This window comes from Micromonospora sonneratiae (assembly GCF_042679305.1).
Classification (GTDB): Bacteria; Actinomycetota; Actinomycetes; order Mycobacteriales; family Micromonosporaceae; genus Micromonospora_H; species Micromonospora_H sonneratiae.
In genome coordinates this window covers 1-14,904 of record NZ_JBHTMP010000107.1, presented here as the reverse complement: position 1 = coordinate 14,904, position 14,904 = coordinate 1, and the positions used below count along the sequence as shown (strand labels likewise).

Genomic DNA, 14,904 nt, shown 5'->3' with positions numbered 1-14,904 from the left:
CCCCCCCCCCCCCCCCGCCCCCGGGCCCTTCCGCACCCGCCAGGCGCGCTCCGCCGGCCGGCACCGTCGCGGGCCCCGAGCCGTCGCGCGCCCCGCCCCGTCACTTCCCCGTGCGATCCTCGACGGGGACGTCCGCCCGCCGCGTCCGCCGCGTTCACTTCACGGCGTTGGCCAGATACTCGTTGATCTCACTGGTCAGCCGGGCCTGCTCCGGTCCGGACAGGAACGACGCGGTCACCGCGTCACGGGCCAGCCCGGCCAGTTCCGCCGGCCCGTAACCGAGCAGCCGGGCGGCGACGGCGTACTCGTCGTTGAGCGTGGTGCCGAACATCGGCGGGTCGTCGGAGTTGATGGTCACCAGAAGCCCGGCGTCCACCATGGTCCGTAGCGGGTGCTGCTCGATCGAAGGCACGGCCCGGGTACGCACGTTGGAGGTCGGACACACCTCCAGGGGAATCCGGTGCTCCGCCAGGTACTCCATCAACCGTGGGTCCCGCACCGCGGAGGTGCCGTGCCCGATCCGTTCCGCGCCCAACTCCCGCAACGCATCCCAGATGGTCTCCGGACCGGTGGTCTCCCCGGCGTGCGGAACCGATCGCAGGCCAGCCGCCCGCGCCTGGTCGAAGTACGGCTTGAACTGCGGCCGGGGCACCCCGATCTCGGGGCCACCCAGTCCGAAACTGACCAGAGCGTCCGGACGCTGCTCCAACGCGATGCGTAGGGTCTCCTCCGCCGAGAGGAGACCGGCCTCCCCGGGGATGTCGAAGCACCAGCGCAGCGTGATGCCGAAGTCGGCCTCGGCGCGGACCCGGGCATCCTCGATCGCCTCGCAGAAGGCCGGGGCCGGAATACCCCGCCGTACGTGCGAGTAGGGGGTGATGGTCAGCTCCGCGTAACGGACCTGCTGCCGGGCCAGCTCCCGGGCCACCTCGTGGGTGAGGATCCAGACGTCGGTCTGGTCCCGGATCAGGTCGACGACGCTCAGGTACACCTCGATGAAGTGGGCGAAGTCGCGGAACGCGAAGTAGTCGGCGAGCGCCTCCGGGTCGGCCGGCACCGGGGTACGTCCCTCGTGCCGGGCCGCCAACTCCGCCACGATGCGCGGTGAGGCGGAGCCGACGTGGTGTACGTGCAGCTCCGCCTTTGGCAGTCCGGCGATGAAGGCCGACAGGTCGGTCACGGATTCTCCCTCTGGTCAGGCACCGGTCCGGGCCACGAAGAAGACCCGGCGGTACGGAAACTGGACCCTGCCACCGTGGACCGGGTACGCCTCGGCGAGCCGAACGCCCAACTCGGCGCGGAACCGGTCCCACAGCGGTCCGGGGCCACCGAGCGCGGCGCGTACCGGGCGCAGGGCGGTCCCGTCCAGCCAGGTGAGGACGGGATGCTCGGCGCGACCGGGTTGCTCGACACGACCGGAGGGCGGGACCGGGCTGGCCGCTTCCGGGGCCGGCAGCAGATGCACGTAGGTAGTTTCCCAGGCGTCCACCGCACACCCGGCACCGGCCATCAGGTCCACGTAGTCCCCGACCGCCCGGACCGGGTCGGCGCGCAGCACCGGGGCGACCAGTTCCCGCCATCGGGCTTCGGCGGCGAGCTGTCGTAGGGTTCGGTGCGAGGCGGCGTCGAAGTTGTTCGGCATCTGGACCGCGATCCAGGAGCCGGGGGTCAGTTCGCCGGCCCAGCGGGTCAGCAGCGTCCCGTGGTCGGGCACCCATTGCAGGGCGGCGTTGGTGACCAGCACGTCGATCTCCGGACCGGGGGTGAAGTCGCGCAGGTCGCCGATGGTGAACTCGACGGCGGAGCCGAGGCTGGCCGCCCGGTCGATCATCTCCGGTGACGAGTCGACGCCGACGATCCGGGCGTCGGGCCAGCGGTCGGCCAGGGTCACGGTCAGGTTGCCCGGACCGCAGCCGAGGTCCACTACGGTGGCCGGCCGGTCGGCGGCCACCCGGGCGATCAGGTCATGGAACGGCCGGGAGCGCTCGTCGCCGTACCGGAGATAGGTTGCCGGATCCCACATGACCCCTCCCAAACCGTACGTACGTCTTGTTAAAAGGAACGTAATGCAGGCCGCGCGTCCACCGCAAGCTAGGCTCGGTGACATCCGGCCAAGAACAGCACACCCGGCCGTACGCCGAAAGGGAACCGATGAAGGGTTGGCTACCGCTCACGCTCGGCCTGCTGGCCGTGGTCATCGGAGCGGTGTGGACGTTGCAGGGACTGGGGCACGTCGAGGGCAGCATGATGACCGACGTGACAGCCTGGGCACTGATCGGCCCGATCGTCGCCCTGGTCGGACTGGGCACCCTGACCTTCGGGCTACGCGCCCGGCGTCGCCGTACGCCGTCCTGACCGCTCCCCCACGCCCACCCGGGACGGCTACCACCCGGGACTCCCGGCACCGGCGCTCGACGGCGGAATCAGCCTCCGGACGGCATCAAGCCCCGCACTCGACCGAGTACGGGGCTTGAATGTTGATCCGTATGTGGATCCTCAGCTGGCCGACAACCGCCGGCCGTCACTGGATCAGAGGGGGCGGACCTGCTCAGCCTGCGGACCCTTCTGGCCCTGAGCGATCTCGAACTCCACCCGCTGGTTCTCCTCCAGCGTGCGGTAGCCGCTGGTCTGGATGGCCGAGAAGTGGACGAAGACGTCAGCACCTCCGCCATCGACGGTGATGAAGCCGAAGCCCTTGTCTGCGTTGAACCACTTCACGGTTCCCTGCGCCATGTGTATCTCCTTCTAAAACTGGCGGCCGAGCACGCCGTGCGGCCGATTGGCCGTTTTCGAGCAGCGGCGCCTGAGTCGGCCCCCACGAAGGAGGACTTCTCTCAACCCACGCCGTCTCTCAACAGCGTGGAACAGCAAACCACGTACGCAAAAACTTCGCACAGCCTACCCGACGAAATTCTCCGACATGTGACCTGAGGGCCCACGACTTTTTCGCTTCCCGCACTCGCGAAGGGCATCCAGCGGGCCCCGGACGACGCCGTAGGGCCGAGCCGTGACCGGTGCCCGCGAGATCAGCGGCTCATCGGCGATGGTCATGTGCCAGCGGCCTCCCCGTCGTGTCCCCGACCGGGAGGCCACTTGATCTCTGCGTGACGCGGTCAGCTCGGCCAGTGACCGGTAAGGCGACGCACACCGACCGCGCCACCCCGGTCGACGGCCGCCCGGACGACCGCGAAGATCGCACCCTGCAACGCGGCTGCGGCGAGGATCTCGCCCCAGCGTCGGTCCTCGTCGGTGGCGTTCGGGGCGTCACCGTCACCGGCTGTCAACTTCCAGACCTGCCGGAAGAGCGCCCCGGCAAGCACACCGGCCCCGATGCCCAGCAACATGCCCACCGGCTTGTAGGCCGCCCTGTTGATGGCCTTGTTCACCTGCGCCTCCCGCGCTTCACCAATATCACGATCACCATAGTCAGAACGCCCGCGACGGACGCCCCGACGACACCCCAGGGGACAGGGTTGCGCCGGGCGGACGAACCGGCGTCCTGTAGGGGGCCGCGTACCGCCCCGGCCGCACGACCGGCCCGCTGCCGCAGCTGTGCCCTGGTCTGGAGCATCGAACTACGCAACCGGCCCCGCACGTCCGCCCGGGCGGTCAGCGCCTCGACCGTCTCGCCCAGTTCGGCCCTGGTCCGGTTGATCGACGCCTGCAACGCCGCCCGGTCACCCGCGCCGTCATTGCTGATCATGTCGACCGGGCCCGGTTCTGGTCCCGCAACGCTGAACTGACCGCGGCGATATCGGCCCGCACACTGTCGGCAGCCGCCTGCGGGACCAGGGGCGCTGCGCGTTGGAGTTGTCTCCGGCCGATCAGGGCGAAGATCGCCGCCAGCACGAAGAGCGCCACGGCGACGACGAGCGCAGCCGCCCAGGCCGGCAGCACCAGCGCCAGCAACAGTACGAACGCGGCGACGAGGGTGCCTGCCCCGAAGAACGCGAGAATCCCGCCACCGCCGAACAGGCCGACGCCCAGCCCGGCATGCCGCCCCTTCTCGACGAGTTCGGCGCGGGCCAGGGCCATCTCGTCACGTACCAGCCTGGAGATCTGCTCGGCAGCGCGCTGTACCAGTTCCCCCGTGGACTGTTCAGCGACCGGCCGGGCTGGAGCACGGTTGACGACGTCCGCCATCATGGCCTCCCTTCCCGTACCGTGGACCCGTTCTCACGTACCCGGTCCGGTTTTCCCGTACCCGTGCTGTATGCCCCTGTTTTACGCTGGCCAATCCTGTGACCTGACCACTCCGTCCGGACGGCGCCAGCCGACCGCCGGGCGGTCAACGTGGTGCCTCCCCCGGGCGGTCAACATGGTGCCCGACGGGCGGTCAACGTGGTGCCTCCGCCGGCTCCTCCGGTCCGACGAAGGTGGTTCCCCGGGCGTCGCCGTCGTCGGAGCCGCTGAACACCCGCGCGTCGTCCGGTGCCTCCTCCGCCGGGGACGGTTCCGGACGCCGGGGCTGGACCCACTGCCAGGCCAGGTCCCCGGCGGCGTCGCCGATCTCGGCCCGCATCCGGGGCAGGGCGGTCGGCCGCTGGTCACGGACCCAGCCGACCATGTGCTCGCGGACGAAGCAGCGCAGGTCCCAGAGGCTCGGTGCGTCACGGGCGCTGACCAGCGCCCGCAGTCGGATCACCCCGCCCACCGCATCGGTGACCTGGAGTACGCAGACCCGACCGTCCCACAACTCGGTCGTTTCGACCGCATGCCGCAGTTCCTCGCGCATAGCCTGCACCGGCACCGACCAGTCCACCTCGAATTCGGCGGTTCCCAGGACATCCGACTGGGTACGGGTCCAGTTCTGGAACGGCTTCGTGGTGAAGTACGACGTGGGCAGGATCAGTCGTCGATCGTCCCAGATCTGCACCACCACATAACTGAGCGTCATCTCCTCGATGCGGCCCCACTCCCCCTCGACGACCACCACGTCGTCGAGACGTACCGCGTCGCTGAAGGCCAACTGCACCCCGGCGAAGACATTGGCCAGCAGGCTCTGCGCGGCCAGCGCCGCGACGGCACCGATCACGCCGGCGGAGGCCAACACGCTGGCCCCGACCCCGCGCACGCTGGGAAAGGTCATCAGCGCCACGCCGATGGTCAGCACCACGATGGCCGCCACCGTCACCCGGCGCAGGATGCGGATCTGGGTCTTGATCCGCCGGGCCTGCCGGTTGTCCGGCACGTCGGTACGGAACCTCGCGAGGGCGGTGTCCTCGGTGACCAGCAGCAGGGAGGCCACCAGCCACGCGGTGGTGACGATCACCACCAGTACGAGGATGTGCAGCAGGGCCTCCCGCCACGTCGCCCCGGCAGCGGGCCGGGTGGCGGCCCGGAACGCGATCTGCACCGCCAGCACGGTGACCGCCACCCGGAACGGTCGGTGTGCATGGTCGGAGAGTTCGCTCAGCAGGAGTGAACGTCGGCCGAGCGAGCGGGTGAGCCGGTGGACCACCTCCACCACGACGAGGGCGACCGCCGCCGAGACCAGTACGGCCACGATCGTCCAGAGGTAGTTCTGCACCGGGTTCTCCCTCCAGGTTCCGGCGGGCGGTCAGCAAGAACCGGCTGATCACCGACGAAAGCTAGACAGGCGCAATCTTGCCCGGTATGGGGCTGCCAGACCCTGTATTGCTTCGACTCCCCGAAGCCGAACGGTGAATGCCACTTCTCTCACGTCGGGAGGGGAGGCGAAGGACGAACAGCCCGGGTGGTACGGGGTCAGCAGCATGGCGTTCTCAATCACCGGTCGAGCCGGTTCCCAAACCCCGTCCGGTGGCGTCGACCTCCTGGCGACGCCGGCCCGTCACCGGGTGGTGGGTGATGACGGGCCAGCGTCGGCCGTACCGCTCAGTTCCGGGAGATCCGTACCACCGCCTGGTCGTTGGTGACGCTCTCCAGGGTCACCATCAGCCCACCCACCTCGGTGCCCTGCTGACCAACGGTCAGCGTCAGCCGCTCACCGGCTATCTCGATGGTCGCCTTGTCGTCCTGCACACCGACGAGCTTGGCCTCGACACCGAGCACACTGGCGCTGGCCTCGACACCCTGGCTGAAGGTGACGGTGCAGGCGTCGATGCCGCAGTCGGTCGATGCCCCGTCCGAGCTGCAACCAGCCAGCACGGCGACGCCGAGGGCCAGGCCGGCGACGAGACCAGCGGTACGACGGAGGGAAGGCGTCAGGGGGAACGCACGTCGAATCATCACGCCCCCCAGGGTACGAGGGAAGCCTGAATGCCACCCGGGACCGCAGACCGGCATCGATGTCGGCGACCAGCGGTCGACGGGGACGGCTCTGTGCCGGGACCAGCGGGCACACGCCCTCCCGCCAGGGGACAATGGGTCGGTGAATCTCCTGGTCGAGGACAATCCCGCCCGGCGGCGCTTCGAGATCCTGATCGACGACGCACTCGCCGGCTTCACCGCCTACCAGCCGCGCGCCGGGATCGTCGTCTTCACCCACACCGAGATCGAACCGGAGGTCAGCGGCCAGGGGGTCGGTACCCGGTTGGTCCGGGAGGCCCTCGACCAGGTACGCGCACGCGGCGACCGGGTCGTCGCGCGCTGCCCCTTCGTTGCGGCCTTCATCGACCGGCATCCGGAGTACGGCGACCTGCTGGCCACCGACTGATCGGCAGTCGGCGGCCAGCATCCCCTACCCCCAGGATCCGCAGGCCCGCAGGATCCGAATGATCCACATGATCCACATGATCCGCAGGCCCGAGCGTGGCCGGTCCGTGATTCGAACGGCTCAGGACCGTCCGGTGAGGACGTCGACGGCCGCCCATCCGCTGGCCCGGGTCGCGCCGAAGGTCGCGACGTGCACGCTGCCCACGGTGAGTGCCGGTACGCCGAGTTCGACCACGATCGCATCCGGGCGGACCGCCAGCGCCCGCGAGACCGCTACGGTCATCCAGTTGTGCCGGTGGAGGTCACGGACCACCAGGACCAGTGGCCGCCCCTGCGCCTGGTCGACCAGCTCAGCCGGCAGCCCGGCGTCGATGGGCAGGTCGGCACTGGTCAGCCGGACCGTCGTGGTGCCGGGGAGCAGCTCGGCCAGTGGCGCGCCGACTCCCCACGGGGTTTCCGCACCGATCGCGATGTTGCCCGGCGGCGCGAACTCCACCACGTGGGCCGGGCCGGTCAACGGCAGGACCCCGCCGCCGGACGACGTGGCGGTCACGCGTACCGCCCGCCGGGCAGCCACCGCGCCGATGGTCGACCTGCCCGGTGTGGTCTCCCCCCGCTCCGGCCGGGTTCCGCGGGCCTGCATGGTCCAGGCGGCCAGTTGTTCGACCCGCTTGGCCGCCTCGGCCAGCCGCTCCTCGGGCAGGGTGCCGTCGACGACCGCCGCCACGATCGCGTCCCGCAGCCGCAGGGCCGAGCCCTCGTCGTAGTGGTCGCCACCGACACAGATGGCGTCGGCTCCCGCAGCCAACGCCTGCACGGTGGCCGCCTCGAACCCGTACCGGTGGGTGATCGCCCGCATCTCGATGCCGTCGGTGATCACCGCGCCCTGGAAGCCCAGCTCGTCGCGGAGCAGGCCGGTCAGGATGCGCCGGCTCAGGGTCGCCGGGCGACGTGGATCGAGAGCCGGGACAAGCAGGTGTCCGGTCATGATCGCCTGCGCCCCGGCGTCGATCGCGGCCCGGAACGGTGCCAGCTCACATTTCACGAGCTGGTCCCAGCTGGCCACGATGTGCGGAACGTCGGCATGCGAGTCGACGCTGGTGTCGCCGTGCCCGGGGAAGTGTTTGGCGCAGGCTGCGACGCCGGCGGACTGTAGGCCACGAATCCAGGCGGCGGTGTGCCGGGCGACCAGGTCCGGGTCCGCGCCGAAGGAACGCACCCCGATGACCGGATTATCGGGGTTGGAGTTGACGTCCGCATCCGGGGCGTAGTTCAGGTTGATCCCGGCGGCAGCCAGCTCGGCACCGAGGTCCCGGGCGACCCCCTCGGTGGTCGCCAGGTCGTCGAGCGCACCGAGGGCCAGGTTGCCCGGCCGGGAGCTGCCGAGGCGGGACTCGAAGCGGGTGACGTCGCCGGCCTCCTCGTCGATGGCGACGAGGACGTCCGGCCGTTCCGCCCGCAGGGCCTCGGTGAGTGCGGTGACCTGTTCCGGGCTCACCACGTTACGGGCGAAGAGCGCGACACCGCCGAGCCCCTCACCGAGCCATCGACGTACCCACGCCGGCGGCGTGGTTCCCTCGAAGCCGGGTTGCAGGACCGCCCCGGCAAGGTTCGTCAGGGCAACCAACGATGTGCTCATCCGCGCCCGTACCCCCGTCATCCACAGTGGATCTCATCGCCACGTTCGCGGCGAACTGCTGCCATGGTCACACCGGGAGCGGAAATAGTCAAGAAACCTTTCTATTACCGTCGGCGCGCTCCCATCGAGATCAACCGTCATACTTCCGGCCCGGTACGGCCGGTCGGCGGCACCGAAACTGACCGTCGCGCCGGGGCGACGGGGCATGGGACAGTGCCAGGATGCGACAGATCCTCCTGGCCGCCGAAGAGGTCGACTGGCACGAGATCCCGGGCGTACGACTACTCGGAGCGGTACTCGGCACACTGTTCCTGATCGCGGCGATCCGCTCGATGTTCGGCCGGGGTGGCCGCTGATCCCCACCCTGATCAGGGCTGATCCCCACCTGATCAGAGCTGATCCCGCCCTCGGTCAGAGCTGGTCGTCGACTCGATCAGGCATGTGCCGTCGGCGACCGGGTATGACAGTCGGTATCGCGCTACCCGCGCACCTCGGCGGCGAGGAGGATCAGATGCGGATCGGCTACTTCCTGTCCAGCGAGGAATTCAGCCCCGCCGAGCTACTGGACCAGGCGCGTGGTGCCGAGCGGGCCGGTTTCGAGGCGCTGTGGATCTCCGACCACTACCACCCCTGGAACGACGCCCAGGGGCAGAGTTCGTTCGTCTGGTCGATGCTCGGTGCCCTCAGTCAGGTGTGCCGGCTACCGGTCACCACCGCGGTCACCTGCCCGACGATACGGCTACATCCGGCGATCGTCGCCCAGGCGGCGGCGACCAGCGCCGTGCTTCACGAGGGACGGTTCATCCTCGGCGTCGGCAGCGGTGAGGCACTCAACGAGCACATCCTCGGCGACGCCTGGCCACCCGCGGAGGTACGCCTCGAAATGCTCGAAGAGGCCGTCGAGGTCATGCGCAAACTGTGGACCGGGCGGTTCGTCAACCACCGTGGCCGGCACTACACCGTGGAACAGGCTCGCATCTACACCCTGGAGACCCCGCCACCGATCTACGTCTCCGGGTTCGGCCGCAAGTCGGCGGCCCTGGCCGGGCGCATCGGCGACGGTTACCTCTGCACGATTCCGGACCCTGACCTCGTACAGCGGTTCCGGGGCAGTGGCGGCGGAAGCAAGCCGTGTCAGGCCGGGTTCAAGGCGGCCTTCGCCGACAGCGCGGACGAGGGCGCGCGGATCGCGTACGAGCGCTGGCCCAACGAGGGCATCCCGGGTGAACTGTCCCAGGTGCTGCCCTCGCCACGGCACTTCGAGCAGGCCTCGCAGCTCGTCGGACCGGAGACGATGAAGGAGGTCTTCGTCTGCGGCAACGACCCGACGGCACACCTGGCGATGATCGAAAAGTACGCCCGAGCGGGCTTCGACGAGGTCTACGTCGCCAACATCGGCCCGAACCACCAGGGCCTGTTCGACCTCTACGCCCGAGACGTGCTGCCCCGCGTGCGCTGACCGGCGGTACCGGTACGTGCCGGCCGGAGTGAGTGGGCGTACTCATGGCTGCCCGGGACCGGTTGGGAAGAATTGCAGCCGTGACTGACACCGGCAGTGCGCGGAACAGGCCCGACTCGGCCCTCCTATGGATCATCCTCGTCGCGCTGGGCACAGCAGCCGCCTACATCGGACTGCTCGGCTGGGACCAGCAGAAGGTGGAGGACCCGGTGACCGGGTCGATGTCCGGGCCGTACGAGCCCTGGCAGGTCATCGCCTGCGTACTCGTGCTCGCACTGATCGCCGGCGTCGCGGGCTGGCGGGGCCGTCCCTGGGTGGCCACCGCGGTGCTGCCGGTCGTCTTCACCGCCCTCTTCGCCGTCGACGCGGCGACCGACCCGGATGCCGACGGCCTCTGGATCATCGGGACGGCGCTGGTCGCGATCGGCTCGTCCGCCGGTACCGCAGTGGTCGCCGGGCTCTGCGCGTACCTGCGGAACCGCGCGCTGCGCAGCCGGACCACCGGCTAGCCATTCGGGCTGCCCCGGCACCGTCCCATGTCGAGCGCCCGGCCACCCGGCCGCCGGTCTCCGCGCCGCCCGGTCTCCGCGCCGCGCTGCGCCAGGAGATTCGGGGCTCCAGCCGGTGGGTACTGCGATTACGGCGTCGGCATCCGCACAGCGCGGAGCGGCAGTACGGATACGGACGCCGGGTGGGACCGTTGACGCTGCGACACATCGAGCGTGTGAGCCTGCCGGGTCCAGCCCCACTAGGGTTACCGTCACGAGAAGTTCAGGCACGCGGATCGCGTCGCCATGAAGCTGGAGGGCATTACCGTGGTCGAACAGCCGGTGTTCACCGAGTTCGGTTTCTCCGACGAGGAGTGGGGGCTGCTCGTCGGCCTCCCGCAGTCGGTGCTCACCGCCGCGAGCGCGGCGGAGTCGGACGGTATCCGGCGGACCAGGGCGGAGACCGCGGTCGGCCTGGAGGCGATGGCCGCCGGCCGCGAATCGGCCAGCCCCCTCGTCGCGGCCGTCGCCGCTGAACTGGTGTCCCGGGTCGGCGACCCGGACGCCGGCGAGGAACTCCCGGTGATCGAGCCGACGGACCCCGAGGCGATGATCGCGGACGTGCTGGAGCGGGCCAGGATCGCCTCGGACCTACTGGCCAGGAAGGTCGACGAGGGCGCGTCCGGGGCGTACAAGCACTGGCTGGTCGAGATCGCCGAGCAGGTGGTGACCGCTGCCAGCACCGGAGGCATCCTCGGCATCGGCGGTGACATCGTGACCGCCTCGGAGCGCCAGTTCCGTGACAAGCTGGCCGGGGTACTCAACGGCTGACCCGTCGGCACCGGACGGGCCGACCGCACGGAGCAGCGGGCCCGCAGCCGTCGCCCGTCCACAACGGATCGACGACGGCTGCGGGTGGCACAACGCGACCACGCAGCCGGACAATGGTCGCCGTGACGAGCGAAACCCCTGAGCCGGAAACAACCGCGTCCGAGTCCTCCGTACCCGCCCACGAAGCGGCTGAGATCGTCGAAGCGGCCGGGCCGGATTCCGAAACGTCGGCGTCGGAGACCGAACCGGCCAAGTCGAAGTCCAAGGCCAAGTCCCGGTCCAAGGCCAAGACGGAGTCGGATTCCGAGCCCGAGCCCGAGCCCGAGCCCGAGTCCGGCGTCGCTGAGCCGGATGCCCCCACGACGCTGTCCATCACCACCCCACCGACGGCGACGAAGGTCCGCCTGGACACCCCCGGCGTCACCGTGGAGATCGAGGCACACGAATCGCTGGAGACCGTCGTGACCACGGCCATGCGGCTGTTCCACGAGGCCGGCGGGTGGCCGCGCGAGATCCGGCAGTCAGCCGGATTCGCCCAGGTCGAGCGCCGGGACAGCGCTCCGGTGCAGCCCAGTTCCATGCCGTACGCCCCCGGCCCGTACCCGGTGCAGTTCCCCTGACGCTCACCGCCGGGGTGTGAGCAGGTCGAGAACGGCCAGTTCGGCCTCCTCACGGGGCGCGTCCGAGCTGGTCCGGGCCACCACTCCATCGTGGTAGAGATCCACCACGCGAGGGTCGACATAGGAGGTACGGGCCACGGTGGGGGTGTTGCCCAGCAACTCGGCGACCTCCCGCATCACCCCCGCCACGACCCGTTTGCGACGGGTGGCCGAACTCTGTGGGCCGGCATCGGCGAGTTGCGCGCCGGCCAGCACGGTGGCATGCCAGGTACGGAAGTCCTTCGCCGTCATCTCGCCGCCGCTGGCCTCCCGCAGGTAGTCGTTGACCTCGTCGCTACGTACGTCACGCCAGGACCGGCCGTCCCAGTAACCGAACAGCCGGTCCGCGCCACGCCGTCGCAACCGCAGGTCACGCAGCACCAGGCACAGGTCGGGGTCGTCGACCCGGCAGTTCTGCTCGATGCCGCCCTTGGCCGGGTACTCGAAGACCACCCGCCCCCGGCTCGACCGGACGTGTTCCGGGCGCAACGTGGCCACGCCAAAGGTGGCGTCGTCGCCGGCCGCGTACTGGTCACTGCCCACCCGGAACGTGCCCATGTCCAGCAGCTTCGCCACCGTGGCCAGGATCCGCCCGCGACACAGGCCCCGGGCGGCGAGGTCGACATGGACCCGCTCCCGCAGCACCGGCAGCCGGGTGGCCACCTCCAGCACGTGGTCGAACTTGGCCTCGTCCTGTTTACGACGCCACAGCGGGTGATAGAGGTACTGCTTGCGGCCGGCGGCGTCGATGCCCGTCGCCTGGATGTGGCCGCCCGGATGGGGGCATATCCAGACCTCCCGCCACGCGGGTGGGATGACCAGGGCGGTCAGCCGGTCGATCTCCGCCCGGTCGCGGATCGGTTGGCCGTCGAGGTCGAGGAAGGTGCTCCCACGACCGCGTCGGCGTCGCCCGTACCCGGGGCCACCGGGATCACTTCGCCGTAACCGCACTACGTTCCCGCCCTGCCCGGTCGGCCTCCCCGACGGCGTCCAGCACCGACTCGAGGCTGATCGACGCCAACGCCGGCGTGTCACGTCGCCAGGGCTCCGGTCCGCCTGCCCCGGCCGCCCGGGCAGGTGCTGAAGACCCGGCAGGCACGGTCAGTTCCTGGGTCCACAGGGTTCGGTGCCACGGCCGGTCCGGTGGCGGCCCCCACCGGTACGGCGACACCGGGCCGAAGAGCACCACCGACGGTGTCCCGTACGCGGTGGCCAGGTGTGCGATGCCGGTGTCGGCGCTGACCACCAGCCGGCCATGTGCCACCAGTGCGGCCAGTTCCGCCAGGTCGATCCGGCCCGCCAGCACACTGGTGCCCGGGAGCCCGGCCCCGCTCACCACCCGCTCCGCCAGGCCCCGCTCGGCCGCTGATCCGGTGACCACCACCCGATGCCCCTGGCCGGTCAGCTCCCGGGCCAGCGCCGCGAACCGTCCGGGCGCCCACCGCTTGCCCACCGCCTTCGCGCCCGGGTGCACGATGGTCACCCCGACCGGCACCCGGTGTGGGCTAGGCCGGCGCAGACCCAGGTCGGTCGGGTCGGCTGCGATCCCGTACCAGGCCAGCAGGCGGCACCACCGCAGCACCTCGTGCTCGTCCGGATCCCAGTGCGGCCCGTCGTGGTGGTCGGCCGCCGGGCAGGCGAACGCGCCGAGCCGCTGCGGGTCGGCGGCCAGCAACAGTTGGTGCGACTGCGGCCCCTGCCCGTGCAGGTTCACCGCCAGGTACGGCGACGGGATCCCCCACTCGCGGGGAGTGAGACCGTCGGTCGGGACGACCCGGTCGACGCAGCCGATCAGGTCCACCAGCGGCGCCAGCCAGTCCGGTACGGCCAACGCGACCTCCTGGTCGGGGAACGCGGCCCGCAGCCCGCGTAGCGCCGGCACCGCCGTCGCCAGGTCACCGACGCCGAGCGCCCGCAGCACCAGGATCACGGGTACGACGTCTCCCGGTCGGCGCAGACGACCAGTTCCCGGACCGCGCAGCCGATCGGCTGGCCGAGGGCGAACAGTACCGCCGAGGCGACGTTGGCCGGGTCGTTGAGGGAAGCGTCCGCCCCTGGCCGGTACTGCTCCTCCCGTTCGTCGAAGAACGCCGTACGCATGCCGCCGGGCACCAGCAGGGTGACCCCGACCGAGCCGGCGAGTTCGGCGGCGAGTGCCCGGGTGAAGCCGACCACACCGAACTTCGCGGCGCAGTACGCGGTCGCGTCGCTGACCGCCTTGACGCCGAGGGTCGACGCGACGGTGACGATCCGACCGTGCGAGCGTTCCAGATACGGCAGTGCCGCCCGGATGACCGCGACGGTGGCCAACAGATCGACCGTGACCACCCGTTCCCACGTCTCGGCGGGTATGTCGGCCAACCGGCCGGGCACGTCCACCCCGGCGGCGGTCACCACCGCGTCCAGTCCACCGGCGTGCTCGGCCAACTGCCGGGTCGCCGCCTCGGCGGCACGGGTGTCGGACAGGTCGCACTCCGCCCAGGGCACCCCGTCCTCGGGTGCCTTCCGGTCCAGCACACAGGGTCGTCCGCCGGCCTTGACGACGGCGGCGACCACGGCTGCGCCCAGACCACTCGACCCGCCGGTGACCAGGATGGACGGGCCGGTTCCCGGTTCGGTGCTCGTCATCGGCTCTCCCCCACCGGATGGCGGCCGGTCGACCGGGCCGCGTCGATCATGCCGGTGGTCGACCGGCCGTCCAGATAGGGCACCACCACGGTGTGCCCGCCCCAACGCTGGAGAATCTCCGCCTCCGGCAGGTCGGGCCCGTCACCGCCGCCGGTGCCGTAGTCGCCCCCCTTCACCCAGATGTCCGGTCGCAGCCAGGACAGCACGGAGTGCGGGGTGGACTCGTCGAAGATCACGACAGCGTCGACGCAGCCCAGCGCGGCCAGCAGTCGGCCCCGGTCGGCCTGCCGGACCAGTGGACGGTCCGGTCCCTTGAGGTTGGCGACGCTGGCATCGGAGTTGAGGCAGACGATCAGACAGTCCCCCAGACGGCGGGCGGCTTCCAGGGTGGCAACGTGCCCGGCGTGCAGCAGATCGAAACATCCCCCGGTGGCCACCACCGTCCCGCCGGCGGCGCGTACCTCGGCGACCACCGCGCCGGTCGCGGCGACGCCGATCCGTTCCCCCGGACCGGTCACCGGCACCGCCACCGCCGTCCCGAGGGCGGGCGCGGGCGTGGCGACC

At 70.6% G+C, this 14,904-nt stretch carries 20 protein-coding genes; 7 read left to right on the top strand and 13 right to left on the bottom strand.

Annotated features, from left to right (window positions below; translation table 11 throughout):
• Window positions 1–154: 154 nt before the first annotated feature.
• Window positions 155–1,180 carry an adenosine deaminase gene (locus tag ACFQ4H_RS33320; protein WP_377578986.1) on the bottom strand — a complete coding sequence of 342 codons (1,026 nt, stop codon included), beginning with the start codon at window positions 1,178–1,180 and terminating at the stop codon, window positions 155–157.
• 15 nt (window positions 1,181–1,195) lie between these two features.
• A complete protein-coding gene (locus ACFQ4H_RS33315; RefSeq protein WP_377578984.1) occupies window positions 1,196–2,023 on the bottom strand; it encodes a methyltransferase domain-containing protein in 828 nt (275 codons plus the stop codon).
• A gap of 128 nt (window positions 2,024–2,151) precedes the next feature.
• Between ACFQ4H_RS33315 and ACFQ4H_RS33310 the strand changes: the two genes are divergently transcribed.
• Window positions 2,152–2,355 (top strand): hypothetical protein, encoded by a 204-nt coding sequence (locus ACFQ4H_RS33310; RefSeq protein WP_377578994.1) that lies wholly within the window; start codon window positions 2,152–2,154, stop codon window positions 2,353–2,355.
• A 174-nt stretch (window positions 2,356–2,529) separates the two neighbouring features.
• Here ACFQ4H_RS33310 and ACFQ4H_RS33305 read toward each other — a convergent pair whose 3' ends face one another.
• The 6 genes from ACFQ4H_RS33305 to ACFQ4H_RS33280 form a co-directional block, all read right to left on the bottom strand.
• Window positions 2,530–2,733, bottom strand: coding sequence for a cold-shock protein (locus ACFQ4H_RS33305; protein WP_011905669.1), 204 nt, complete (start codon window positions 2,731–2,733; stop codon window positions 2,530–2,532).
• 380 nt (window positions 2,734–3,113) lie between these two features.
• On the bottom strand, window positions 3,114–3,374 hold the full coding sequence (locus ACFQ4H_RS33300) for a DUF4235 domain-containing protein (protein ID WP_377578992.1): 261 nt from the start codon (window positions 3,372–3,374) through the stop codon (window positions 3,114–3,116).
• Between the two features lie 8 nt (window positions 3,375–3,382).
• Window positions 3,383–3,703, bottom strand: a complete 321-nt coding sequence (locus ACFQ4H_RS33295) for a DUF3618 domain-containing protein (protein ID WP_377578982.1) — start codon at window positions 3,701–3,703, stop codon at window positions 3,383–3,385.
• A complete protein-coding gene (locus tag ACFQ4H_RS33290; protein ID WP_377578980.1) occupies window positions 3,700–4,143 on the bottom strand; it encodes a phage holin family protein in 444 nt (147 codons plus the stop codon). Before ACFQ4H_RS33290 ends, ACFQ4H_RS33295 begins: the two co-directional genes overlap by 4 nt.
• 193 nt (window positions 4,144–4,336) lie before the next feature.
• Window positions 4,337–5,530, bottom strand: a complete 1,194-nt coding sequence (locus tag ACFQ4H_RS33285) for a mechanosensitive ion channel family protein (RefSeq protein WP_377578978.1) — start codon at window positions 5,528–5,530, stop codon at window positions 4,337–4,339.
• A 326-nt stretch (window positions 5,531–5,856) separates the two neighbouring features.
• Window positions 5,857–6,210, bottom strand: a complete 354-nt coding sequence (locus ACFQ4H_RS33280; protein WP_377578990.1) for a hypothetical protein — start codon at window positions 6,208–6,210, stop codon at window positions 5,857–5,859.
• A 142-nt stretch (window positions 6,211–6,352) separates the two neighbouring features.
• On the opposite strand from ACFQ4H_RS33280, the gene ACFQ4H_RS33275 reads away from it, so the two are divergent.
• Window positions 6,353–6,637 carry a GNAT family N-acetyltransferase gene (locus ACFQ4H_RS33275; RefSeq protein WP_377578976.1) on the top strand — a complete coding sequence of 95 codons (285 nt, stop codon included), beginning with the start codon at window positions 6,353–6,355 and terminating at the stop codon, window positions 6,635–6,637.
• Window positions 6,638–6,757: 120 nt separating this feature from the next.
• Here ACFQ4H_RS33275 and ACFQ4H_RS33270 read toward each other — a convergent pair whose 3' ends face one another.
• On the bottom strand, window positions 6,758–8,275 hold the full coding sequence (locus tag ACFQ4H_RS33270; protein WP_377578974.1) for a glycoside hydrolase family 3 protein: 1,518 nt from the start codon (window positions 8,273–8,275) through the stop codon (window positions 6,758–6,760).
• 221 nt (window positions 8,276–8,496) lie between these two features.
• On the opposite strand from ACFQ4H_RS33270, the gene ACFQ4H_RS33265 reads away from it, so the two are divergent.
• The 5 genes from ACFQ4H_RS33265 (at window position 8,497) to ACFQ4H_RS33245 (ending at window position 11,673) form a co-directional block, all read left to right on the top strand.
• On the top strand, window positions 8,497–8,631 hold the full coding sequence (locus ACFQ4H_RS33265) for a hypothetical protein (RefSeq protein WP_377578972.1): 135 nt from the start codon (window positions 8,497–8,499) through the stop codon (window positions 8,629–8,631).
• A 104-nt stretch (window positions 8,632–8,735) separates the two neighbouring features.
• A complete protein-coding gene (locus ACFQ4H_RS33260) occupies window positions 8,736–9,734 on the top strand; it encodes a TIGR03557 family F420-dependent LLM class oxidoreductase (protein ID WP_377578970.1) in 999 nt (332 codons plus the stop codon).
• Between the two features lie 80 nt (window positions 9,735–9,814).
• A complete protein-coding gene (locus ACFQ4H_RS33255) occupies window positions 9,815–10,243 on the top strand; it encodes a hypothetical protein (protein WP_377578968.1) in 429 nt (142 codons plus the stop codon).
• Window positions 10,244–10,549: 306 nt separating this feature from the next.
• The gene (locus tag ACFQ4H_RS33250) at window positions 10,550–11,053 is read left to right on the top strand and encodes a hypothetical protein (protein WP_377578988.1); all 504 of its coding nucleotides are present in this window, start codon (window positions 10,550–10,552) and stop codon (window positions 11,051–11,053) included.
• A 122-nt stretch (window positions 11,054–11,175) separates the two neighbouring features.
• Window positions 11,176–11,673, top strand: coding sequence for a hypothetical protein (locus tag ACFQ4H_RS33245; RefSeq protein WP_377578966.1), 498 nt, complete (start codon window positions 11,176–11,178; stop codon window positions 11,671–11,673).
• Between the two features lie 3 nt (window positions 11,674–11,676).
• On the opposite strand, the gene ACFQ4H_RS33240 is transcribed toward ACFQ4H_RS33245, so the two are convergent.
• The 4 genes from ACFQ4H_RS33240 to ACFQ4H_RS33225 form a co-directional block, all read right to left on the bottom strand.
• Window positions 11,677–12,663 carry a DNA topoisomerase IB gene (locus ACFQ4H_RS33240; RefSeq protein ID WP_377578964.1) on the bottom strand — a complete coding sequence of 329 codons (987 nt, stop codon included), beginning with the start codon at window positions 12,661–12,663 and terminating at the stop codon, window positions 11,677–11,679.
• A complete protein-coding gene (locus ACFQ4H_RS33235; RefSeq protein WP_377578962.1) occupies window positions 12,644–13,642 on the bottom strand; it encodes a glycosyltransferase family 9 protein in 999 nt (332 codons plus the stop codon). The genes ACFQ4H_RS33240 and ACFQ4H_RS33235 overlap by 20 nt, the downstream gene beginning before the upstream one ends.
• Entirely contained in the window at window positions 13,639–14,340 is a 702-nt protein-coding gene (locus ACFQ4H_RS33230) for an SDR family oxidoreductase (RefSeq protein ID WP_377578960.1), read from the bottom strand. Before ACFQ4H_RS33230 ends, ACFQ4H_RS33235 begins: the two co-directional genes overlap by 4 nt.
• Window positions 14,337–14,904, bottom strand: a 568-nt coding sequence (locus ACFQ4H_RS33225; RefSeq protein WP_377578958.1) for an adenylyltransferase/cytidyltransferase family protein, incomplete at its 5' end; no start/stop codon positions are given. The genes ACFQ4H_RS33225 and ACFQ4H_RS33230, both read right to left, overlap by 4 nt.